General features: G+C 45.3%; 13 protein-coding genes. 8 read left to right on the top strand and 5 right to left on the bottom strand.

What is annotated here, in order from left to right; translation table 11 throughout:
• Positions 1-90 precede the first annotated feature (90 nt).
• The 5 genes from GO493_RS26160 to GO493_RS26140 form a co-directional block, all read right to left on the bottom strand.
• Positions 91-1671 (bottom strand): SusD/RagB family nutrient-binding outer membrane lipoprotein, encoded by a 1581-nt coding sequence (locus GO493_RS26160; RefSeq protein WP_157309195.1) that lies wholly within the window; start codon positions 1669-1671, stop codon positions 91-93.
• A complete protein-coding gene (locus GO493_RS26155) occupies positions 1671-5135 on the bottom strand; it encodes a SusC/RagA family TonB-linked outer membrane protein (RefSeq protein ID WP_157309194.1) in 3465 nt (1154 codons plus the stop codon). The genes GO493_RS26160 and GO493_RS26155 overlap by 1 nt, the downstream gene beginning before the upstream one ends.
• A gap of 75 nt (positions 5136-5210) precedes the next feature.
• A complete protein-coding gene (locus GO493_RS26150) occupies positions 5211-6206 on the bottom strand; it encodes a FecR family protein (protein WP_157309193.1) in 996 nt (331 codons plus the stop codon).
• Between the two features lie 86 nt (positions 6207-6292).
• Positions 6293-6838 carry an RNA polymerase sigma factor gene (locus GO493_RS26145; RefSeq protein ID WP_157309192.1) on the bottom strand — a complete coding sequence of 182 codons (546 nt, stop codon included), beginning with the start codon at positions 6836-6838 and terminating at the stop codon, positions 6293-6295.
• A 448-nt stretch (positions 6839-7286) separates the two neighbouring features.
• Positions 7287-8162, bottom strand: a complete 876-nt coding sequence (locus GO493_RS26140) for an AraC family transcriptional regulator (protein WP_157309191.1) — start codon at positions 8160-8162, stop codon at positions 7287-7289.
• A 282-nt stretch (positions 8163-8444) separates the two neighbouring features.
• Here GO493_RS26140 and GO493_RS26135 point away from each other — a divergent pair, with 282 nt between their 5' ends.
• The 8 genes from GO493_RS26135 to GO493_RS26100 form a co-directional block, all read left to right on the top strand.
• Complete coding sequence (locus GO493_RS26135; RefSeq protein WP_157309190.1) at positions 8445-9476, top strand: LacI family DNA-binding transcriptional regulator; 1032 nt, start codon at positions 8445-8447, stop codon at positions 9474-9476.
• Between the two features lie 732 nt (positions 9477-10208).
• The gene (locus GO493_RS26130) at positions 10209-13532 is read left to right on the top strand and encodes a SusC/RagA family TonB-linked outer membrane protein (RefSeq protein ID WP_157309189.1); all 3324 of its coding nucleotides are present in this window, start codon (positions 10209-10211) and stop codon (positions 13530-13532) included.
• Positions 13533-13574: 42 nt separating this feature from the next.
• Positions 13575-15272: a SusD/RagB family nutrient-binding outer membrane lipoprotein gene (locus GO493_RS26125; RefSeq protein WP_157309188.1), complete on the top strand. Its 1698-nt coding sequence runs from the start codon at positions 13575-13577 to the stop codon at positions 15270-15272.
• 203 nt (positions 15273-15475) lie between these two features.
• Positions 15476-16051 (top strand): redoxin domain-containing protein, encoded by a 576-nt coding sequence (locus GO493_RS26120; protein ID WP_157309187.1) that lies wholly within the window; start codon positions 15476-15478, stop codon positions 16049-16051.
• A gap of 25 nt (positions 16052-16076) precedes the next feature.
• Positions 16077-17399, top strand: coding sequence for a c-type cytochrome (locus GO493_RS26115; RefSeq protein WP_232539100.1), 1323 nt, complete (start codon positions 16077-16079; stop codon positions 17397-17399).
• A 476-nt stretch (positions 17400-17875) separates the two neighbouring features.
• Complete coding sequence (locus tag GO493_RS26110; protein WP_157309186.1) at positions 17876-21139, top strand: SusC/RagA family TonB-linked outer membrane protein; 3264 nt, start codon at positions 17876-17878, stop codon at positions 21137-21139.
• Between the two features lie 34 nt (positions 21140-21173).
• Positions 21174-22889: a SusD/RagB family nutrient-binding outer membrane lipoprotein gene (locus tag GO493_RS26105; protein WP_157309185.1), complete on the top strand. Its 1716-nt coding sequence runs from the start codon at positions 21174-21176 to the stop codon at positions 22887-22889.
• Positions 22890-23251: 362 nt separating this feature from the next.
• A partial coding sequence (locus GO493_RS26100) for a type 2 periplasmic-binding domain-containing protein (RefSeq protein WP_157309184.1) occupies positions 23252-24704 on the top strand: 1453 nt, incomplete at its 3' end.

Genomic DNA, 24704 nt, shown 5'->3' with positions numbered 1-24704 from the left:
CTTGTCCCTGTGTGTCTCAACAAGCATTTACAGGCGCATAAAAAGGTGTCGTGCCGAAATTAAAATGGTACCATTCAAAGTGAAAAAAAATCATGGTTTGTCCCACCACAATCTTGTACCTCCATTATCTTCTCCACCTAAAGTTCTTACGGCACGGGTCACGCCGGTAAGATTGGTGGCATATTCAAACTGTATGAAAGGTAGTCTGCGGATAAAAGTAGCGGAAGGAATTTTACCGCCGCTGTAGTTGACCACTATGGGAAAAAGTTTTGGATATCCTGTACGTCTGAACTCAGCCCAGGCTTCCTGTCCGTCGGGAAATACCGCTATCCATTTCTGTGTGATGATACGCTCCAGTTTTTCTGCCTGTGTTGCAGATTCTTCCCAGCGGATGGTGATGGTGCTTAAGAAAGGATCGCCGGCGGGAACATTATTAACAGCGTTTTGCGGGTCGCTATAGGGTTTGGCTTTGAGGGTATTGTTCTGTATATAGTTATTATAGGAGGAGGTGATGTTGTATTGCTGGAAGGATGTGTAGACGCCTTTCTCATAATTTTCTCCGGCGTTGCCGGCGCCTTTCCATCCGTAAAGTGCGGCTTCTGCTTTGAGGAACCATGCTTCTGCCGCTGTCAGTAACTGTATGCGTGAAGGGAGTGGTGTGAGTTTTGAAAACCCTGTGTACATATCTTTTCCGGGTATCTGGATACCGTTGCGGATGCCATGATAAATGGAGTCTTTAGTATCTACCGGGAGGAAGTAATAAGGTAGTCTCGGATCATGATAACCACAGAGGATGGATTCCATTGGCGCCCCCATGCGGATGTCGTTCCAGGAGTTACAGATGACATTCAGCGGATGGGTAACGGGGTTGATATCAATATTGAAGTCTTCTGTGGTGGAGCTGAGTATGCCATAGGGATGATTAAGCGCTGCTTCTCCCTGGGTCCTGGCTTTATCAGGATCAGCTTTGGAGATGCGGATGGCCAGGCGCAGTCTGAGGGTATTGGCCAGCCTGATCCATTTGGTATAGTCGCCCTTATAAGAGAGATCGAAGTTTTTGAACCTTTGAGTATTATTTGTCAGTACAAATTTGCTGAGAGTGGTGATGGCAGAATCGAGATCATTGAAGAATGCGTTGTAAGCATTCTGCTGGGAATCGTAATCAATGCTGCGGTCTGTGTTGATAATGGCGTAACGTGTGTAAATGATGGGACCATAGATATCGCTGATCCGGTGCATAGCCAGTACCCGCAGGATCTGTGCCCAGGCATAGAAGTCAGGGTATTTGTTGCGGGAGCGGTCCATTACAAATTTGCAGTTGGGCATTACATTACCGTAGGCGGTGAGCCAGGCATCGTCGTTCCAGGTATCCAGCAGATCGTAGGTGATATTGTTACGGTTGTCCTGGAAGGGGTTGGGCGTCATCATGTACCCGGAGTATACGTCGCCCATGAGGTTTTGCTGAAGCTGGGCCACGGAAACATCGTGCGAGGAGAGGATGTTCAGCATGCTTTGTACGAGAGGATCGCCGAGGAGTTTAAAATCTGCCTGCAGTTCATCATCGTAAACATCGTAGGGATTGGTATTGATGTCTTCAAAGTTGCGCGTACAGGACGGCAGGAGTGAGAACACAATACAGATGAGAATGATGGTGCGCATTACAGGTTTCATTACAATACTAATTTAATGTTAGCGCCTATACTTCTGACGGAGGAAAGGCCGAATACGTCAATGCCCTGCAGCCCGTTGCCGCTGCTCATGGAAACTTCAGGATCGAAGGGCGCGTTTAGTTTAAAGAAGCAGACGTTCCTGCCGGTAAGACCTATCTGCATCCTGCTGATCCATTTGTTTTTAAGCGGGAGCCTGCAGGTAAGGGCTATTTCCCGCAGTCGGATATTGGTAGCATCGTACATATACATTTCGCCGATACCGGCTCTTCCTCCGATGGTTGAATAGTATTTACGTTCATCATATTTGCCGGTGAGCGGAGTGCCATCTTCGTATACAACGTTGATGCCCACACCGCCCTTATCTCTTGCTGCTGCACTTGTTTCGCTTACGCCATAACTGTCCAGCACGGAGTTGGTGACGCTCATCACTTTTCCGCCAAATCTTCCATCTATGAGCAGGGAGAGGGTAAAGTTCCTGTAGGTGGCGGTATTGCTCCAGCTCAACATGGCCTTTGGATTAGGGTTGCCTACTTTTTTGAACACGTTGCGGGTAAGGAGGTTGCCCTGGTTATCGACCACATACCGTCCTTTTTCGTCTTTATAGAGTTCTTTGTTGGCGTAGATATCTCCCCAGGAGCCACCTTCTTTGATGAAGGAGCCGTACATGTTGGAGATAAAGTCTGTCAGGATGTAGTAGTTATCGGGTCCGGCGCCGGGGATGCTTTTATTACTGAGCTGTACTACCCTGTTCCTGTTGAAGGTGCCGTTCAGCGCTGTAGACCAGCGGCAATGTGAGGTTTGTACAGGTACTATGTTCAATGATATTTCCAGGCCTTTATTTTCAATATTGCCCAGGTTGAGGTAATAGTAAAGATACCCGGACCCTGAGGGCGCCCGCACTTCCATATACTGCTGGTAGTTGTTGTTCTTGTACCAGGTAACGTCAAGTCCTATACGATCTTTCAGGAGGCGGAGCTCTGTTCCGGCTTCGAGAGAGCGGTTGTCTTCCGGCTTCAGGTAGATGCCCGGATAAGGGGCGCGGGTATTGAAGTTGACTCTGGTAACGCCGCCTGTTGTCTGTAGGAGGAACCTGGCGGGCCGTGATGAGTAGGGCGCTATATCGTTTCCTGCCTTGGCATATGAAATGCGTGCTTTTGCGAAGCTTACAGCCGCAGGCATTTTGAACCATTCGCTGAAGATGGCGCTGATACCGGAGGAGTAATAGAAGTATCCTTTGTTTTTGATGGGAGTGAAGGCAAAAGTGCTGGACCAGTCGTTCCGGCCTGTGAGGTCCAGGAATATGCGCTGGCGCCAGTTGAGCTGTGCGCTGCCAAAGAATGCCTGCAGTTGTTTCCTGTCTACGCTTTGCTGTGCGTCGAGAGCATTGGAGGCGATGTTCTTTACGGAGAATTTATTGGCGTAGATCAATCCTGCGGGAGCTGTAGGATTAGTGCTGATCAGTGTTTTATCGTGTGCTTTGACGTCTGTGATACTTACTCCCAGCATGCTTTGCAGGCGCCAGTGGGGAGAGAGTTGTTTTACAGCCGTTAGCATCATGTCTCCGTAGAGCTGGAGGTTGGTTTCTTTTTCCTGCGTGTAACGTCCGTTTGGCGGACTAAGCACCTGTTGGGTGCCGGCATGGGCCATGAGCTCATACTGGTCATTGCTTTTATCGACGTTGCCTCTGGCCTGCAGCCATAGCCAGTCGGTGAGCCGGTATTTGGCTGACAGTGATGCCATGGAGCGGAACCTGCCTTCCTGGCGCTGGTCCCTGTACTGTACCCAATAAGGATTCTGCTGATCGTCCTGGCCTGTCCAGCCGAGATCGTTCCGGATGTTCCACCAGTTTTGCAGGTACATGTTGCGGGTATTATCGAAGTATTCGAATTGTTTGTAGCGGTTGAAGTCGAGCCCGCGGGGGAATGTATATAGTCCTGTCAGCGCGTTATAATAAAGTCCTGAAGTAGGCCGGTTGCGGATATCCTGCCAGAGGAAGAAGATATTGGCGTCCAGGGTCAGTTTATTATTGGCCAGGCTGGTGGTGATGCGTGCGTTGAAAGTATGGCGGTCCAGTTTATTGGCAGGCAGCAGGCCTTTATTGGCCGTATTGGAATAGGACAGATAATATTGTGCTTTGTCTGTGCCACCTCTGAAGGAGAGGGCGTTGGTGAATGTGGTACCGGTGCTGAAGAATTGTTTTACATGTTCTGCGGCCTGTGCTCTGCTGCCCCAGCTATCTGCCGATCCGGGCTGGAGGGCGTCTTTATCATCCTTGTAGGGCGGCATTGTTTGTCCGTAGCGGTATTGGAGTTTTGGCAGCAGGAGAGGGGTTTCTATAGTAAAATCGGAGGAGTAGTTGATATGTCCCCTGCCGGTGATCCCTTTTTTGGTGGTGATCATGATGACCCCATTGGCTGCCTGGCTGCCGTACAAAGCTGCTGCCGAAGCGCTTTTGAGGATGCTGATGCTTTCTATATCGTCAGGGTTGATGTTGGAGATGCCGTCTCCGCCGTCCCGGCCGCCGGTGCCGACGATGCCGGATGACTGTCCCCAGATATCTGTAGGCTGGGAGGGGGTGAAGTTGGCCATTGGTACTCCGTCAATGATATAGAGCGGCTGGTTTTCCCTGGTGGATTTATTGCCCCGTAGGATGACCCTTGCTGAGCCACCTATACCTGAAGCGCTTCTGTTGATCATGACGCCCGCTATTTTACCGGAGAGGCTGTTGATGACGTTGACGTCTTTGACGGTGCTGATATCTTCGCTACCCAGTTGCCCGGTGGAGTAGGAGAGCTCTTTGGTACTTTTGGGGATGCCCATGGCGGTTACCACCAGTTCATTCAGTCCCTTGATACTTTCTGTAAGTGTTACGTCCAGGACATCATCTTCCGGGATACTGATCTCCCTGTTTATGAAGCCGACGGAGCGGAAGATCAGTATATCTCCCGGGTTGGCATGGATATGATAATATCCGTCATCGTCTGTCTGTACGCCTTTATGACTGTTCCTGATGAGGATAGTAGCGCCTGGAATGGGGCGGCCTTTCATATCCTGAACGCGGCCCATGAGCTCCCGTATGGCGGGGGGGCCTGAGGGGCTGTCATCAGGTATGGTATCTTTATTCTCTGCCCATACGATGATCTTGTCTTCTTTGAGGAGGAAGCTGAGGCCTGTTTTGGCGGAGAGTTTCTGTAATACTTCTTTTACGGGCAGGTTATTGCAGCGCAGGGAGATCTGCTGGTTGAGATCTATGACGTTTTTATCGTAATGGAAGTTGAGTTGGGTGATGGCTGCGATTTCCGCCATGATCTTTTCCAGGCTTTTATGCCGGGCGTTGATGTTGATGCAGTCTGGGCAGGAGCGGGGAATATTCTGGGCGCACAGGGGTCTGTTTCCTGTCAGCGATGGCAATAACAGGAAGCTGGTAGCAATACATACTCTAATGAAGTATGATTTTCCCCTCATATAGCCCCTTTACTTTAAAAGATGTATCAAAGCAGCATTGGCTGGAACAGGGCCCTGGGGCGGCTGTTTACAGCATTAATTCTGATTCTTCAGGAAAACGGTGTCTTTATCAATGCGGTAAGAGAGTCCTTCTGTCAGGCAGATGGTTTCTATGACATTCTGCAGGCTTTCCTCGCGGAAGTTGCCTGTGTATGTCCAGTTTTTCTTACTGCTCTGGTTAACTACAGTAACCTGGTACCTGTTTTCGATCGTGGTGCGAATTTCATCATAAGTGGCGTCTTTAAACGCCAGGTTGCCTTTTTTCCAGGCCATGGCGTTTTCTTCCTTAAAAGTGCTTTTCACCAGTTGCAGGGACCTGCGGTCAAAGCTGGCCTGCTCACTGGGCTGCAGTATAATGGGTGTCTGAGATGATGTGGTCACTTTCACCTTGCCGGTAAGCAGGGCTACAGTGATCTTATGTTCAGTTGTATAAGCGCGTATATTGAATGTGGTGCCCAGGGCGGTGGTGCTTACATTACCGCTGTATACGGTAAAGGCGTTGCCGGGTTGGGGGGCTGCATCAAACCAGGCTTCCCCTTCTTCCAGGTAGATGTTCCTGCTGCCGGCAAAGTGTTCAGGATAGCGCAGGCGGCTGCCGGCGTTGAGGAGGATGGTACTGCCATCTTCCAGTTTCACCTGTTCTTTGAGGCCTTTGGGGGTGTTAATGATGACATAGCCTTTGTGCACTTCGCGGCTTGTATGTGGTGTTGCGTTGGCCAGCGGGAGATGAGGCTGTGAGCTATCTGTTGCTGATTGTTGCCACTGGCGGAAGAACCAGGCACCTGCTACTACCAGCACGGCCATAGCGGCGGCGGTATAATACCAGGTACGCAGTTTTTTCACCTTTACTGGCTGGATACGGGAATTGAGTGCCTGGCGTACGTGGGCCAGATCAGCTTGTATATCTGATCCGGTTCTGGTTGTTTGCAGGTGAATGTTTTCGAACCATTGCTCTATAAGCTGAGTTTCCTCTGCTGTGCACTGCCCTTCATTATAACGGTCCAGTATTTTCCTGATCTTTTCTAGCTCCACTGCTTTTCGGTTTTGAAATTAGTCTCTATGATAGTTAGTGTCCCTTGCTGTTCTTTATGTGTCGTGCGATTACGTTGTTAGTACCATCAGCATGTAAAAAAAGGGTACATACCGGACGTGGCTAATATCAGCAGGATGAGGTCTGTATTGGTATGGTGGTTTCGTAATATTTTCAATGCCTTGGTTATCTGGTTTTTGACCGTTTGCTGGGATAATCCGAGGCGTAAGGCGATCTGTTCTACTGTTTGATGTTCTACCCGGCTCAGCATGAAGATCTCTTTCATTCTTTCCGGCAGCCGGTTGATGGTTTCAAAGACATCCTGTGTTCTGGCTTTGTTATCTACCAGTTCTGCGATGCCGCCGGGCTGGACGTCAAAATGTTCTATCAGTTGCTGAAGGTATTTGCGGTAGGTGGTTTGTTTACGGTAAATATCTATGATCTTATGCCTGGCAGACTGGTAGAGGTATGATTTCAGCGATTCGTGGACGCTGATATTGTTCCTTCTTTCCCAGAGGGAGGTAAAAAGGTCCTGTAATACATCTTTCGCAGTTTCTGCTGTATCTATCTTGCTGAGGATATATAAGTATAAGGCATGACTGTAGCGCTCATAAATAACATTAAAAGCGTGCATGTTGTCTTCTTGAAGCAGCGATAGTAATTCTTGATCGGTGTAATTACTATACATGGATTACAGTCAATAGATTTTGGTTGATAAAAGGTTTATTACCAAAGATTATTATAGCAATAAGGGCTTTCAATAAGTGTTACGCTGCAAGGAAATTAGTACATTTTCATCAATTACCAAATTATCTGTGTGGGAAGTAGGGGCTCAGTTTGAGATTTTTCATTCCGGGGGCTGACAGTGGTCAGCCGGATATAAGAAAGGTATACAGGAGTTGTGTAAATAATGTCAGGAAAGGGGGAGTAGGTGGAACATGCCTGGAACGTACTGATTACCATGCTTTTGATGTGGAGATGACGTGGACTTGATATGGGATTGATAAACGGGTATCTGTTATAGAAAGTGTTGATAAAAAACGCTTCCACGGTTTGTGAAAGCGTTTTTTGAGCAGTTATTCTCAGGCTTCTTTCAGCCTCAGTTCATTTTTATATTCTTTCGGTGTTTTACCTACTATCTCTTTAAAGAAGCGGTTGAAGTTGGAGAGGTTTTTAAATCCGCAGGAGTAGGCTATTTCTGCAATAGACCAGTCTTCTTCGGTAAGCCGTTTACAGGCGTGACCTATTCTGACTTCATTCAGGAACTGTACGAAGGATTTCTTTGTGCGGTTCTTAAAGAAGCGGCAGAAGGACTGTGGAGAGAGGTTGGTGATGCTGGCTACGTCCTGGAGGGATATTTCCCTGGAGAAGTTTCCCATTACATACTTGAACACCTCGTCTATCTTATGGTTGTCTTTTGCATTGAAAGCGTGGGAATATCCTGTGCTGGCAAGATATTGTACATCTTTTGTTTCAGACAGTATTTTCAGGATGGCCAGGAGTGAGATGATCCTGTCAAGTCCTTCTTTTTTAGGGAGGGACAGGATCTGATCTTTCAGCGCATCGTAAGTAGGGCCGATGATCTTCATACCACGCTGTGCCCGGTGAAACAGGTCTGTCAGCGCTTTGGTTTCAGGCAGTCCGTAAAACTTATCCCCGAAAATATCTTTCGGAAAATAGATGACCACTGATCTGGCTTTTAACGCTTCGTTGTTCTGATGGTAACTTTCGTCGTTGTACCATACGTGTGGAATGTGTGGTCCAAGAAAAACCATATCGCCGACATCAAAGCTTTCTATGCTATCGCCTACGATCCTCTTGCCATTGCTTTCCGTCACAAAAACCAGTTCACATTCCGGATGAAAATGAAACGGTGTATTGAAATAAGGATCACATCTTTCAATGATAGTGATCTGATTGTCGGCAAACGCCCCCACTTTAATAAGAATGGGTTTCATGCAATTTAAAATTTAAACTTCCCTTTTATCCCGGATTGGACTCTCGAAAACAATAAGCTAATTTATTCCCGACCCCTGACAGAACTTTTCCTTTGAAAATGCCAAATTATCAAATTTTGGTTAAAAAAATATCATTTGCGAGTAATAATCATATCTTACGATAGAAAATGGGCTTTTTGATATGAGGTTGTCAAAATAAGAGGCCGTTGTACGCTTTATTATTTGGCCGTTTGAACCGAAGATTATAATTTTCTAACGAATATCGAACCAAATCTGAATTTCGTGAAAGGAATATCCATCAAAGATATTGCCCAAGAGGCAGGTGTTTCTCCAACAACAGTTTCTTTTGTATTGAATGGCAAGGCTAAGGAAAAGCGTATCAGTGAGCAGGTGAGCAAAAGGATACTGAAGATAGCCAGCAAACTGAAATATAAACCTAACCAGCTGGCAAGAGGCCTCCGTACAGGAAAGACCAAAACAATAGGTTTGATAGTGGAAGATATTGCCAACAGCTTCTTTGCCAATGTAGCCAAGGTAGTTGAGGATGAAGCGGATAAATGCGGTTATAAGGTGCTTTTTGGCAGTACTGAAGATAATGAGGAGAAGGCAAAAGGTTTGCTTGAAGTGCTTCGCTACCGCCAGGTAGATGGTTATATCATTACTCCTACACTCAACCTGGATAAGGAAATTGCCACATTACACAAGCCGGTAGTGCTGATGGACCGTTACTTTCCCAATGTAAAGGATTCCCATTATGTAGTAGTAGATAACTTCCAGGGAGCTTATACTGCTGTGAGCCACCTGGTGGAGCAGGGATATAAAAAAGTGGCTATTATTACCACTACTTCTGCACAGATACAGATGCAGCAGCGCCTGGAAGGTTTTGTAGATGCGCTCAAGAAACATGGATTGCCGGCGGGGAAGAATGTGATAAAACGGCTTCCTTTTGATCTTGACCGGCCTGGTTTTACGAAGGAGATCACTCAATATCTGCAGACCAATAAGGACCTGGATGCCATATTTTTTGCCACTAACTACCTGGGTATTTGTGGTATTGAGAGTATACGCTCACTGGGTTTGCATATAGGTACGGACCTGGGCATGGTAAGTTTTGATGATCATGATATTTTCCGTCTGCATAGTCCTTCTATCACCTGTGTGGCGCAGCCTGTGGAAGAAATAGGCAGGAGGCTGATACATATGCTGATCGAAGAGCTGGACCATACATCATCTTCTCCCAAACAGATAGTGCTTCCTCTTGAATTGCGGAAGAGAGAATCTTCTATACCTGCAGTACCCCATCTTGATGTGTGATCATGTTTGTCTCAAACAGAAGTGTAATCTGTGTAAACCCTTTGCTGTAATATGCTACAACTAAGATGTTATAAGCGTTTTCGTAACGTTTACACTTGTTAAAATATTGCAAAAAATATTTGCGTGGTAGAAAAAGTTTCTCTAAGTTTGGCCCATAACATGAATAATCAATAGGACAATGAGAGTGTAAAGAAAGCAGTAGTTTTCTTTTTTTAATGAATAGAAACTAAAACGTTTAAGTCACTATTGGACGGTAACAGGGACAGGGACAAATACAATACGTGAAGAGCTATCAGATCGATCAGAATTTTTAACGAAGAGAGAGCATGATCGGTAGCAGCCAAAATCAAAGAAGGAGTAGCATTTAGTGTAGCAGGCAAGTAATTATTAAGATTCATCATCAATTAAAGCATTGACTGTAGGTCTATTGCAGGTATTAATAACAGTACTGTGTATTAATGTGCTGTAACGAGCCACCGTAACGAAACGTAACGATTTTCAGAATTAATTTATGAAACGCATTGTGTAAAATATGCTGGTAATACCGGCAGAAGCGTGCCTGTACCCGGAATCTTTTAAATCTTAAAAAAAGAAAGCAAGCGGAAAGTAATGCCATGCAGCAAAATGGGCAAACGGAGGAGTTATGCCCGGTTGGCAGGCTTATGAGCACTTATCTGGACTTATACCAAAAACACACCAAAGAATCAATCAGAATCAATTAAAAAAACAAAAATGAAGAATTCGCTTTTCTTATTTGCGGTTCTTTCTGTTCTGTGTTTCCAGTACGGCTGGGCGCAACAGAAGGCTACAATAACCGGCGTAGTAAAGGACTCGAAAGGTTACCCCCTGCCAGGAGTCAGTGTTTCTGAAAAAGGCACCACCAATGGAGGTGTCACAGACATGAGCGGGAATTACAAGATCAATGCTCATCCGGCAGGGACGCTTGTATTTTCCTTTATAGGGTACCTTAAAAAAGAAGTGGCTATTGGCGGCAACAACAGCCTCAATGTATCTCTTGATGAAGATCAGAAAGGATTACAGGAAGTGGTGGTGACCGCTTTAGGTATGAAGAGGGAAAGCAAGGCGCTGGGTTATTCCATGACGGAGGTAAAGGGTTCTGAGGTAGCTCTTTCCGGCCAGGTAAACCCGGTGAATGCACTGCAGGGCAAAGTAGCCGGTGTGAATATTACTACAGGTGGCGGCGGACCACAGTCCAGCGCCCGTATCCTGATCAGAGGTAATAACTCACTGGGTCTGAACAACCAGCCACTCTTTGTGGTAGATGGAGTGTTCATGGAAAACGCTATTACCGGTGGTGACCAGTGGGGTAACTCGCAGGACTTCGGTAATATGATGAAGAACCTGAACCCGGATGACTTTGAAAGTGTTTCTGTACTGAAAGGTGGTGCTGCTACTGCATTGTACGGTTCCCGCGGTCAGAATGGCGTGATCATCATCACTACCAAAAAAGGTTTTGCACGCAAAGGGCTGGGTGTTACAGTATCTCACTCCCAGTTATATGATAAAGCTTACAAAAGCCTGGACTTCCAGAATATTTATGGTGTAGGTGATGAGCCGAAAGATTTTCCTGTTGACAGCAACGGCGATCCTTACCTGCCTGAGAATGACTGGGGAACCATCAGTTATGGTGCTAAAATGCAGGGCCAGCGTGTAAAAGACTGGCAGGGTAACTGGATCAACTATTCTCCTCAGCCTAACAACCTGCTGGACTTATACCGTACTGGTTCTTCCCTGAACACGAACGTAGCTATTGATGGTGGTAATCAGAATACTACTTTCCGTCTGTCATTCTCCAATAACCTGACAAAGGGTATTGCTCCGGGCAATGATTTCAGACGTAATAACTTTAACCTGCGGGCTACACATAAACTGTCTGATAAAGTTTCTGTAGACGTAGGCGCTATCTATGGCAAAACAAATGTTGAGAACCCCGCAGTGAACGGTGGTAATGAAAACCTGGTGTTCAGTTCCGTTTATAAAATGTCACGTAACTTCAATACCAAGTACTGGAAGGACAGGTATATTGATCCGGAGGGTGGTGTATTGCGTAATGACCCTTATGATATGTCCAGCACTTTTTTCCGTCTGAACAAATATACTACTACCCAGGATGAGGATAATTTCCAGGGTCGTATAGGATTGAAAGTGGATGTGACCAACTGGCTGAATCTCCGTCTGAACGCTGACTTTCAGAGCAACTCACAACAGTATGAGCGCAGGGAACTGGGTACAGGGCTTGGATTTTCAGGTGGTTACTACAACCTGACCTCTACCACCAACATGCAGCATCGCCTGCAGGCTATACTGGCGGGACACAGGAAGCTGACTGCTGACCTGGAAATGGACCTCTCAGTAGGTGGTGAAACGTACCGCTATGGTTATGGTAACTATAACAAAGCAGAAACACGTGGTGGTCTGAAAGCTCCGGGCCAGTTCTATATGAGCAATTCTGTGCTTGATCCGCTGGCTACTGCCAGAGTGATCAAAGGTGTCAGAACTGATGCGGTTTATGCTTTTGCAAACTTCGCATTCAAAGACCAGTTATATCTTGACCTGACAGGCCGTAATGACTGGAACTCTACACTGATGTATTCTGATGGTCACGGTGTGAGCAATTACTTCTATCCTTCTGCCAGCCTTTCCTGGTTGTTCTCTGAGACTTTCCACCTGGACGGAAGCGTACTGTCTTTCGGTAAACTGAGAGCATCTTATGCAGGTACCGGTGGTGGTACAGAAGCTTATACTACCGGTAAAGGAACTTACTCCTTTATTGGCAACTATATTTCCAATGATGGTTCCCAGATACCACGTTATGGATTTGACGGTGATGTATTGGGTAACCCGAACCTGAAGAATGAGTTCACGAAGAACTATGAGGTAGGTGCAGACATCCGCTTCCTGGATAACAGGGTGGGCATTGATGTAGCATGGTACAGAAAAAATACGACCAACCAGATCATAGCGTTGAAAATGCCGCAGGAAAGTGGTGTTTCAAGTCGCCTGATCAATGCTGGTAACGTACAGAACCAGGGTATAGAGATCTTGCTGACCACTGTTCCTGTGAAGTCTAAAAATGTTGACTGGACCTCTACCGTTTCATTCACCCGTAACAAGAACAAGGTAATTGATATTGCTCCCGGTGTGGATGCAATTGAACTGCCTAACGCTTATTCGCAGGGTTATGACGTACTGGTTATAGCCAGGAAAGGCCAGGAATATGGTGTAATGCAGACAAGATATGCATTTACCCATTACCAGGCTAAGGACGGCAGCGGCAATCCTGTTACAAGCGCCAGCAATGGTAAAAGAGTGCTGAACTCTGCCGGCCGTTTCCTGCGTTCGAGCGATGCGGGTCTGGGTTATGTTGATATAGGCACAATCCAGCCTAAGTTCCAGTCTTCCTGGACCAACGCTGTAAGGTATAAGAACTTTACACTGAGCATACTGATAGACGCTAAATATGGTGGTAAATACTCTTCTGCAACCTATGGTTATGCTTATGCACAGGGGCAGCTGAAAAACACGCTGTTTGGCCGTGATGCGGCAAGCGGTGGTATTGCCTTTACTGATGCTTCCGGTGTAAGCCATAATGATGGTATCATTCCTGATGGTGTTTTCAACAAAGGTATATCTCTGACGCCTATTGCCGGAGGATCGCCGGTTGATGTAAGCGGTATGAGCTACCAGGAAGCATATGAGCAGGGACTGGTAAGACCTAAGAGAGCATGGGATTACTATTACCGTCTTGGTTCATGGGGAGCTGGTATCCGTGAGAACGGCATCTTTGATAACTCATGGATAGCTGTGCGTGAAGTAACAGTAGGTTACAATGTACCTGCTGCTCTTTACTCAAAACTGAAACTGAACAGCCTCCGTGTAAACCTGGTAGGAAGAAACCTCTTTTACATTCACAACAGCCTGCCAATGGGCCTGAACCCGGAAGGTTTGTATAACAACTCTTCTGCTTCTGCTGCTGACTATGGTGGTGTGCCTTTCGTAAGAACTATGGGCTTCAACCTGCAGGCTGCATTCTAAAGTAAAAAGAGATCAATTATTCAGGAAGAAAAAAGAAACAAAATGACTACTATATACAATAAAGTTAAACGGTACAGCGTATACGCGGCAGTGTTAGGTTCACTGGCGGGCTGCAGTAAAAGCAAGTTTGCCGAAATTAATACTGACCCTGAAAAGCTGGCTACGGTTACACCAGAAGGTCAGTTTGTAAATGCGGTGGTGAATATCCATAATGGAGATTTTGAATACTTCTTCGATTTTTACCGCACTATTATGCGTTTCACAGAAACGACTGTGGCCAGCGGCGGTAATACGGCCAACTTCATCACAGACAATACAGGTAATGCCAATAATCGTTATGGTTACTACTATACCAAAGTAGGTAACAACCTGGTGAACGTGATACACCTGATTGAAAGCATGCCGGAAGAAGAACAGGCTAAGAGAGTGTATGAAAAAGCCATAGCGCAGCTGCTGAATATCTATTATGCATGGTATGTATCGGATATCAATGGCAGCATACCGTACACCGAGGCTTTCCAGGCCCGTTACGGAGGTACTGTTACACCGAAATATGATACACAGGAAGAGCTGTATACCTTGTGGGACCAGCAGTTGAAGGAGATCAGCACTACACTGGGAAGTGCACCGTCTGTTTCACAGGCTTCCTATGGTAATAACGATCTGTACTATAAGGGAGATATCAGCAAATGGCTGAAATGCGCTAATTCCCTGCGACTGAAAATAGCATCCCGTCTTTCCAAGGTAGCGCCTGCAAAGCTGCAGAGCATTGCTACGGAAGTGCTGGCAGGAGGTAATCTTTTCAACAGTATTGATGATGACCTGATGCTGGTGGCAGGTAATACTTTTACGTCCGGCGGTAACTGGAACCCTCTTGGTTTCCATTCTGCAAAATCGCTCGTGGACTTCATGCTGGCTAATAATGACCCCCGTTTAAGGGTGTTCTATCAGCAGAATGATTATTCAAAAGAGAATTTTGACTCTGCTGTAAGCCAGGGTGCGCTGCCTGCCAATGCAGTATACAATCCTAACCGCTATGTAGGCGCTTTTTCGAGCCCTGATGCTGTTAGCCAGTATCCTACCTGGTTCAGGACAAGAAAGATCATTAACGGTGAGGGTAATGAACAGAACCTGGATACCGTATCTCTGGTACAGTATCGTTTGTTCCAGGCTGAGTACAGCTATAATAACGTAGCAGGTGCAGGATTTACTTCTTTCCCTCTGCTTACTTATGCTGATATCTGTTTCCTGCGTGCGGAACTGGCTGCAAAAGGAATAGCCGGCAGTGATGCCGAAGGCTGGTACAACAAGGGTATTGAGGCATCTATCAGAAGTTATGATCTGATGGCTTCCAGGGCTAAGCTGCCTGACTACAGCGCTGTGACTGATGCTGAGATCGCTGATTATAAGAACAGCGCCGGTGTGAAGTTTGATGCTGCCAATGCTGAGGCGTTGATCGCTTCCCAGGCTTTCCTGAACTTCTACAAGAATCCGAATGAGGCATGGGCTATCCTGAAAAGACTGGGTATGCCAAATGCTACAACGCCTCTGGCGCTGGAAGTAATGAAATCCAGCGGTGTGGTGCAGGTAATTCCGAGAAGGGCTGCTATCAATGTTGCGGACGAAACAAACCTGAACCGTGCCAATAATCAGGCTGCACTGGCCGAAATGGCCACCAACCCTGATTTTGGTGAAGGCGCTTCAGATGTGTTTGGCCGTATCTGGTGGGATAAGAAATAGACATTATAAAGGTGGTGACCTGGTTTGGTTAGAACCAGGTCACCTTCTATACGCATGGAGTTTTTTTTGTAAATGTAGAGTTTGTATATTACACCCCGGATTATGAGAAACAAGCAGTAATATCTGCTAAAAAAGTATCAACCAGATCAGACAGAGATATTAGGGGCCATTTGAATTTATTGTTGTGAGAAAACTTTTACGTTATGTCGAGACTATTTTATTGTGCCCTGCTGGCAGGGATCTTATTTACTCAGACACTTAATGCCCAATTGATTGCCAGTGCGGTAACATCTTCTGTTGTAAAGCTGAAAGATGTGAATGGGAAAGCCTATACACTCAAGCCAATGGGAAAGGCCGTGGTATATGTGTTCCTTTCTCCGGAATGCCCGCTGTGTAAGAATTATGCCCCTATACTGCAGGCTATGAAGGAGAAATACCAGGATGTGCAGTTTTATGGTATTATCAGTGGGAGGACGTTCCTGAAAGATGAAGTAGCGGCTTACGTAAAGGACTACAGTATCTCATTTCCTGTATTGATGGACACTGACAAGAGAGTAGCGGAGTACCTGAGGGCTACTGTTACGCCTGAGGTGTTGCTGATAGGAAAGAATGGTAAAGAATATTACAGGGGGCTGATAGATGACTGGGTGACTGGTCTTGGTACTAAACGGACCAGGCCTACCAGGAAATATCTTGAACTGGCCATCAACAATCTTTTTGCCGGAAATGAACTGGTTTCTTCAACCAAACCTATTGGCTGTCTGATCAGCAATTATTGATCATTATCATTTTATGGGTGCGAGTATGCAATGCAGAGTTGCCGTTATTATTTTCCTGTTCCTTACAACCAGTTTACACCGGGCAGAAGCTCAGCGTGTTACCTGGAATCAGCATATAGCTCCACTGATACATACTAATTGCACGCCATGCCACAGGGAAGGAGATGCAGCACCTTTCCCGCTGGTCACCTACGAGGATGTAGCCAAGAGAGCTGCATTTATTAAAAAAGTTACTCAGAACCGGTATATGCCGCCATGGAAGCCGGATGTACATTCCCCGAAATTTGTCAATGAAAGAAAGCTGACTGATGAAGAGATAGCTATGATAGCTGAATGGGCTGATAATAACATGCCGAAGGGTAAAGAGTCAGAGAAGAAAGAAGAAGCAACCCTGATAGAAGGTACTGCCTATGAGCGCAAGCCTGACCTGGTACTCAAAATGAATAAGGCTTTTCATATTAAAGGGGATAATATGGAAAGGTTCATTGTTTATAAGATCCCGTTTGAACTTCCTGATTCTGCGTTTGTAGAAGGAATAGAATTCACTACCAATAATCATAGAGTGATACATCATGTCAACTATGAAATAGATGCGGTACCTGATCTGGATATCTACAATACAGATGATTACATCAATCTTACAGAAGACTCCCGTTTCAAATATGACCAGTATATTCCGTTCCGCAAGCATATGATCTATTATGGCGGCTGGATTCCCGGTACTTCGTATGAATCTTATCCTGAGAATATAGGCTGGGTGATGCCTAAGCGGGGAGTGATATTGCTGACCCTGCATTATGCGCCATTGGGAAAAGACGAAGAGAACATCAGCGGGATACAGTTGTTTTTTACCAAAAAGCCTGTGCAACGTCATGTCAGGGCTATCAGCCTGGGTTCTGGCGGAATAGGGGAGAAAGAGATAGATCCTTATTTTTATATTCCTGCCGGTGCGGTGAAAACCTTTAAGGTAAAGGTTTCTACACCGGAAGACCAGTCCCTGCTTTTTGTCTGGCCGCATATGCACTATGTGGGTAAGATATTCAAAGCGTATGGGGTAACGCCGGAAAAAGATACTATCAGGCTGGTGTCTATTTCCAACTGGGATTTTAAATGGCAGGAAGTGTACTGGTTCCCTAAATTGCTGAAAATACCGAAAGGAACTATTATAACCATTGAAGGTACTTATGATAATACGGCTGATAACCCGGCCAATCCTTCCAGTCCTCCTCAATTGATCTACTCTAACGGCGATATGAAATCGACCGATGAAATGCTCACATTAGTAATGTTATATCTACCTTATCAGAAAGGGGATGAAACAGTTTCGTTAAAAAAAGAAAGGTTTTGAAAGCCTGAGGTGTAATGTTATTTTATTAATTCTTTGTGTAATCTTCTCGTTTTGAACATATTGTTACCGAAAAGACAAAAAACTGTTAAATGTTTCTTGTTCTTCTGTTAATATTTCTTTAGCTTGGCAGCGTTATTAGAAATAGGAATTAAGTTTAATATGTGCGGACGATAACTGAGACAACCTGGGACGTTATATTTTAAATTTTTTTTATTAATTTTTGTGCTGATAGGAAAACGCCTATGCCTTTGTATATTTCTTCAGGCGGAATGAAGAAGATGACGGAAACTGTAGAATTAAAAAAATCAAAACTTAAAAGGGACTGTGCTTAGCGGTATTAACTAAATCTGCTTTTTACATCTGCGTAAACGAAATCAACAACAAAGTTAAACCCATGGCTGCTTAAAGAGCGGCAGGGGAAACCTATGCTCATCAAGGACTAAACAACTAGTAATAATCAAAATTTAAAGAAAGCTATGCGAAGATCATTTCTTGTATGCACATTGCTCTTCTTATGCTGTTGCATCTCGGCGTTTGCACAGGATAAAAAGGTAGTGTCCGGAACCATTAAAGATAGCAACGGTGGGTATCTGCCGGGTGTTACTGTAAAGGAAAAAGGCACAACGAACGGAACTATGACTAACGCTGAGGGAGGATTCAGACTTTCCGTAAATCCTAACGGAACGCTTGTGATCTCCTACATGGGTTATGTGACCCGGGAAGTTCCTGCCAGCGGAGACCTTAATGTCTCATTGGCGGAAGACAATAAAAATCTGAATGAGGTGGTGGTGACTGCGTTGGGTATGAAACGTGAGCAACGTAAACTGGGTTACGCTATCACTGAGCTGAAAGGCGACCAGATCACCAAAACAAACGCTATCAACCCGGTAGCTGCATTACAGGGTAAAGTAGCTGGTGTGGACATCTCCGGTGCTTCCGGAGGTCCGCAGGCTGCTAACCGTATCGTACTGCGTGGTGCTAAATCGTTGAATGACAAAGACCAGCCGATCTTCGTAGTAGATGGAGTGATCTTTGAAAATGCTACCAGTGATAATGCGGTAAACTTCGGTAACGTACTGAAAAACCTGAACCCTGACGACTACGAATCAGTAACTGTACTGAAAGGTGCTGCTGCTACTGCTCTTTATGGTTCCCGTGCTCTGAACGGTGCTGTATTGATCACGACTAAAAAAGGTACTGTACGCAAGGGTATAGGCGTAACTGTTAGTCAGACCGTGCAGCTGGAACAGATATATAAGACTCCAATTGAATTGCAGAATACTTATGGCGCAGGTCGTGACGGTATCATTGGTACTACTACCAATCCTGACCTGATTGACTGGGCTGGTGGTTATAGTTTTGGTCCTAAAATGCAGGGTCAGATGGCAGAGCTGCCCAACGGCGATGTTCAGCCTTACGCAGCTAAACCTGATAACTATAAAGATATGTACCGTACCGGTCAGTACTACAATACAAACGTAGCTATGGAAGGCGGTAGCGAGAAAGGTACTTTCCGTGCATCTTTCTCTCACCTGAATAACCTGGGTATTGTTCCTAATAACGAATTTAAAAGAAATAACTTCTCTCTGAAAGCTACTCAGGCTATCTCTAAATACCTGACTGTTGATGCGGGTGTAACTTACTCTCAGAGTACGACAGACAACCCTGACCGTCAGGGTGGTGATTATAGCAACTACAACCTGGGACGTAAATATGTTTATGTATTCCCACGTAACTATGATCCTGCTTACTGGAGCAGACCAGAAAACTTCCAGAACCCGGATGACAAATCTCTGCGTCCTACAGGTCAATACTCAGGTGCAGACTACTGGTTCACTTTGAAATACAATACCTGGACCCGTAAGGAATCACTGACAACTGGTTATTTAAACCTGAATGCAACTGCTACTGATTGGTTGAAATTTGTACTGAAAGGTAACTTTAGTAAGGAAAACGCTTATGAGGAGCGTAAAGAAGCTGGTCAGGGACCAAACTACTCTGGTGGTGCAGGATATTACTCTGAGTATGGTATGGACAGACTGCAGCATACCTTTACTGGTATAGCTATGATCACTCCTAAATTAGGAAAAGACCTGGAAGGTTCTCTGAACCTTGGTGCTGAAACCTGGAACAGTGGTATAGGCAATCAGTTCCTGAACAGAACAAATGGTGGTCTGCGTTTGCCTGGTCTGTACAGCATTTCCAACAGTGCTGGTATAGCTCAGATCGACAATCAGCCGCTTGACCGCAAACGTATCAATTCTGTATTCTTTGCGGCCAGCCTGGCATATAAAAATGCTTTCTTCCTGGACGTAACAGGACGTAATGACTGGTCTACTGCATTGACTTATCTGACTGGAAATAGCAACAACTCCTATTTCTATCCTTCCTTCAGCGGTGCGTGGGAATTCACAGAAAGCCTGAAAGGCAAACTGCCTAAGGTGATCAGCTTCGGTAAACTGCGTGCATCTTATGCAATGGTAGGTGGTGACCTGAGTCCTTATCAGACCAGCAGTGGTTATCGTACACAGAATTTCTTCACCGGCGCTAATACTAACGGTAACCTGCCCCGCCTGGAAATATACAATGGAGATATTCTGTTGAACCCTGATCTGAAGCCTTCTATTTCCCGCAGCTTAGAATTTGGTGGTGACGTTCGTTTCTTTAATAACCGTTTAGGTTTTGATGTTGCCTGGTATAAAACCAATATTAAAAACCAGATCATTCAGTTGCCAACAACAATTGAATCTGGTGTTGAAAAGCGTTATATCAATGCCGGTAACATGCAGAACACTGGTATAGAGTTTGCCATCAATGGTACTCCAATCCAGAAGAAAAACTTCACCTGGGATGTTACTTTGAATGGTAGCCACAACACGAACAAGATCATTTCACTGACTCCTGAAGTAAGCGAGATCCAGCTGAACGAAGACCAGGGTGTTAGAGTGATTGCAGTAGCTGGCAAAGCATATGGTCAGCTGGCTACGACAAGAGGTTATACCCGTAACGCACAGGGTCAGAAAGTATTTAATAAGGATGCTTCATTCGGAGTTGCTTATGTTCAGAAAGACAATACTAACATAGGTAATATCACTCCTGATCTGAACCTGGGTCTCAGCAACAACTTCACTTACAAGAACTGGAACCTGAGCTTCCTGGTACAGGCCCGTATAGGTGGTGATATGTTCTCTGCTTCTCACCAGTATGGTACTGGTCGTGGTACAACTGCAAACACTCTGCCTGGCCGTGATGCTGCAAGTGGCGGTATTACCTGGACTGATGCAACCGGTCGTACCCGTGATGACGGTATGATTCCTGATGGTGTATTTGCTGATGGTTACAAAGTTGTTGTAAACGGTGCTGAAGTTGACCTGAGCGGTCAGACTTACAAACAGGCTTACGACGCTGGTAATGTAACTCCGCTTACTCCATTCCAATATTATGGTATGCTGGGCGATTGGGGTGCAGGTATCCGTGAGTACTCTGTATTTGATGCGAGCTATGTTTCACTGCGTGAGGTATCTATAGGTTACTCTCTGCCTGCAAGCATCCTGGAAAGAGTTAAACTGAACAGCGTTCGTGTTAACCTGATTGGCCGTAATCTAGGTCTGTTGTACAACAACATGCCTAATGGTATTAATCCGGAAGCATTGCGTAACAACAGCACTTCAGCTTTCTCTGAATATGGTGGTACTCCTTATACTCGTAACATGGCTGTTACAGTACAGGTAGGATTCTAATTGATGCAGTTAAATCATAAAATTGTTAGCAAACATGAGAATTATAAATAAATTGGGAATAGGTGTGGCTGCAGTCTCTTTAATGCTGTCATCCTGTACCAAAAACTTTGAAGAATTAAATACGAATCCTTCGGTGAGCCCGAGTGCAGATCCGAAAGACCTGATCGTTTCTGCCGAATACAAAATAGTAGATAGGGATTTCGAATGGTTCTACGACAACTATACATACATCATGAGATGGATGCAGTTTGTGTCGTCCAATCCTACCGGTACTTACCCTGCTATCTTCGTTGTTCCCACTAACTCTAACTATCTGTACAGGGACTTCTATGTTAATGTAGGCCGTTATACTTCGCAGATACAAGCTGTTGTGGGTGAATTACCTGAAACAGAGAAGGCAAAGTATCAAAATGTAGTAGCTATTGCAAAGATCCTGCAGGCATATACTGCCTGGAGAATGTCTGACAACAATGGTAGCATTCCTTATACAGAAGCATTAAGCGCACGTACAGGCGGTACCTTTACTCCGAAATATGATTCCCAGTCTGAATTATTTGGTGTATGGGATGCTGAAGTGAAGGCTGCTGTGGCTACCCTTGCTGCGAATGCTGCAAACCAGGTAAGTTATGGTACTTCCGACATATTCTACAGCGGTGATGCTGCAAAATGGGCAAAAGCCGGTAATGCACTGCGTCTGAAAATGGCGATGCGGCAATATAAGAGAACTCCTGCCAAAACATCAGAAATTGTGACTGATGTACTTGCAAGCCCTGCAGGACTGTTTACAAGCAATGCTGAAGAATGGAAATTTATTTCTGCTTCTACAACTTTTGCGCGTGGCGGTAACTGGAATCCTGATAACGGTAGCGGTTTCGTTGCTCCAAAAAACATGGTTGATTTCATGTATGAGAACAGCGATCCCCGTATCCGTATATTCTACCAGGAAAACTCTTACAGGCAAACTTTAATTGATAGCCTGGTAACTGGTGGAGGGTTGTCTGCCGGTACTACGTACAATCCCCGCCGCTATGTGGGAGCTCCTTCAAGCCAGGATGCGAGAAATAACGCTGCCTATGCACAGCTGTTCAGAGCTAAGACATATAATATCACTATTGGTGGTAAGGCTTCTACTGTAACAGTTGATACAGTATCCCGTGTACAGACCAGGTTGTTTGATCTTGATCAGGCTGCCGGCGCTCAGAATGGCGCTAAATACACTCAGCCTATCATCACTTATGCTGAAGTATGCTTTATGATGGCAGAACTGGTTGAGCGTGGTATAACCAGCGGTGATGCTGCTGATTGGTATAACAAGGGTGTAACTGCTTCTATCCAGGCTTATGATGCTATGGGTAACCTGGCACAGGTGCTTGACTATACAGCAGTAGCTCCAGCTGAGATCACTGCTTACCTGTCTGCTGCTGATATTGCTTACACTGGTACCCAGGAAGAGAAACTGGAGAAGATAGCTGTTCAGAACTTTGTAAACCTGTTCAAAGCTCCTCATGAGGCATGGGGTAGCTGGAAACGCACAGGTTATCCTAAAGAAGGTTCAACTATCCTGCCGTTGGAGCCATTCTTCACTTCCGGGGTTAAGAATACCATTCCCCGCCGTTGGGTTCTGCCTGTGCCTACTAATGCGCAGGATAACATTCCTAACTACAATGCAGCTATTGCTGCAATGAAGGCGGAAGGCGCTTACGGTGAAGCAAATGACGTAACCGGACGCGTATGGTGGGATTTTCAGTAATCTCATAGCATATAGCTTTGTATAGTAAAAGCCGTCTCATAAATAAATGAGACGGCTTTTTACGTTATAGTATTATATAGACTTTGTGTAAGTGGTAGATTTTTAATGATTAAAAAAATCTGCAGGTAATCATGAAAATGAAAAATATTGTTCATACTTTTATTCCATTGTTCGTAAAAGAATGAAGCTATTTTAACCACTTGATTTATTGTTGACCACCATAGTCGCCTATACCATTAATTTAATGTTATGTGAATGATGTGAACTGAACCTTTACCGGTTTCCAAATTAAAATATTGAACCCCGGGTGGCTTGTAATACATTGTTACATTCCGCATAACTGTCTAAATATCATAGGGTACGTGAAGATATTAGTCTCTATACTATTGTTCCTGTCTGCAGGGATTGTAAATTCTTATGCTCAGTTTCTCCGTAGCAATAACATTGCGGGTGAATCAGGGAAAGGATTGTTACAAATATTCCCCCGTGGAATGCGGCACATGTCGGGAGATGTGTACTACCTGGTAACAATAGATACCAGCGGTGTAATGGCGTTAATACCTTTTGAGCGTGATACGATCAATTATACTTCCCCGCTAGTTAAATCTGTCAGAAAAAGAAACCCTCTGTTAACGATGCATGGTAATGTAATGTATGATTTCTATTACCAGTCAGCCGTAGATACGCCCTATCAGCAGAAAGATGTATACCAGCATACGGTACAAGTATATATGGATGTTATGGTCAGAGACCGGTATCCGCTTCGTATAAACTTCTCAACAACCCAGGGCAATGCTGCATTGTTCAGGAACATTACCGGCGTCAATCTCCAGTACACTAACCGTGATTTCAGGAATATGTTGCTGGAGAAGTTACAGGGCTGGGATGAAAACCGTTTAAAACAACGGTCGGGACTAAATGCTTACAGAACAAAGCTGGACAGCAAAGCCATGGAGGTCTATAAACTAAGGAGCTGGTTAAATTCCTCTGCTCAGGTACAGAAGCTGGTAGAAGAACGGGAGAGGAAGCAGTATGGAACCCCGCTGCCTGCAGGCAATGTGGCAGATTCCTTACCGGATCTTTCTGCATTGAATGTAAATACACTTCTTCGCTGGAAAGGCAATTGGACTGGAACAAAAACACCATCTGCCGTTGATTCCGTTAACGCCAGTTTTGAAGATCAGTACAAAGCAAAAGAAAAGCAACTGGATTCCCTTCAGAAGGAATTGAGTGCTATGGATGCCTCCTACCGGGAACAACAGGCTGTATTTGGAAGCGAAGGGACCGACCTGGTGGAAAAGATAGCCCGCAGCCGTAATAACAGGGAGCTGGCAAAAGCGCTTGAAGCATCCAATCTGCCGGATACGGTATTGCCTAAAGGATACAAAACCTTGCTCGCAGTCCGTTCTTTTGGTATAGGCCGTACCCTGGTGAATTATTCAGAGCTGACAGCGAAAGATATCAGCATACAGGGAGTACAGGCAGAATATAATCCTTCCTATTATGTTGCTATTGCTACCGGGGCGGTCGATTACCGTTTCAGGAATTACGTCGTGAACAGCAATCGTACGGGACAATACTTATCACTTTTCAGGGCCGGGATAGGCATGAAAGAGGGGAATAACCTCATCTTCACTTACTACTTCGGCAAGAAGCAGGTATTTAACCAGAATACGGGCGACAGTACAAAACAACCTGATTACCGCCTGATGGGCATAGCCCTGGAAGGGCGCATGCAATTAGGGGCTCACACATTCATCAGTGGTGAAGTGGCTCGTTCTTCCATGCCTTATTATATGCAGGATAGCCAGACCG

The organism is Chitinophaga tropicalis, from assembly GCF_009758205.1.
In the GTDB taxonomy this organism is placed as follows: Bacteria; Bacteroidota; Bacteroidia; order Chitinophagales; family Chitinophagaceae; genus Chitinophaga; species Chitinophaga tropicalis.
The sequence above is the reverse complement of the archived record's forward strand: the minus strand, read 5'-3'. Positions and strand labels throughout refer to the sequence as shown.

Excerpts from the sequence above, each read along its gene's own strand:
- GO493_RS26105 (WP_157309185.1), top strand. The coding sequence starts at position 21,174 with ATGAGAATTATAAATAAATTGGGAATAGGTGTGGCTGCAGTCTCTTTA.
- GO493_RS26145 (WP_157309192.1), bottom strand. The coding sequence starts at position 6,838 with ATGCACGCTTTTAATGTTATTTATGAGCGCTACAGTCATGCCTTATAC.
- GO493_RS26140 (WP_157309191.1), bottom strand. The coding sequence starts at position 8,162 with ATGAAACCCATTCTTATTAAAGTGGGGGCGTTTGCCGACAATCAGATC.
- GO493_RS26125 (WP_157309188.1), top strand. The coding sequence starts at position 13,575 with ATGACTACTATATACAATAAAGTTAAACGGTACAGCGTATACGCGGCA.
- GO493_RS26110 (WP_157309186.1), top strand. The coding sequence starts at position 17,876 with ATGCGAAGATCATTTCTTGTATGCACATTGCTCTTCTTATGCTGTTGC.
- GO493_RS26130 (WP_157309189.1), top strand. The coding sequence starts at position 10,209 with ATGAAGAATTCGCTTTTCTTATTTGCGGTTCTTTCTGTTCTGTGTTTC.
- GO493_RS26120 (WP_157309187.1), top strand. The coding sequence starts at position 15,476 with ATGTCGAGACTATTTTATTGTGCCCTGCTGGCAGGGATCTTATTTACT.
- GO493_RS26115 (WP_232539100.1), top strand. The coding sequence starts at position 16,077 with ATGCAATGCAGAGTTGCCGTTATTATTTTCCTGTTCCTTACAACCAGT.
- GO493_RS26155 (WP_157309194.1), bottom strand. The coding sequence starts at position 5,135 with ATGAGGGGAAAATCATACTTCATTAGAGTATGTATTGCTACCAGCTTC.
- GO493_RS26160 (WP_157309195.1), bottom strand. The coding sequence starts at position 1,671 with ATGAAACCTGTAATGCGCACCATCATTCTCATCTGTATTGTGTTCTCA.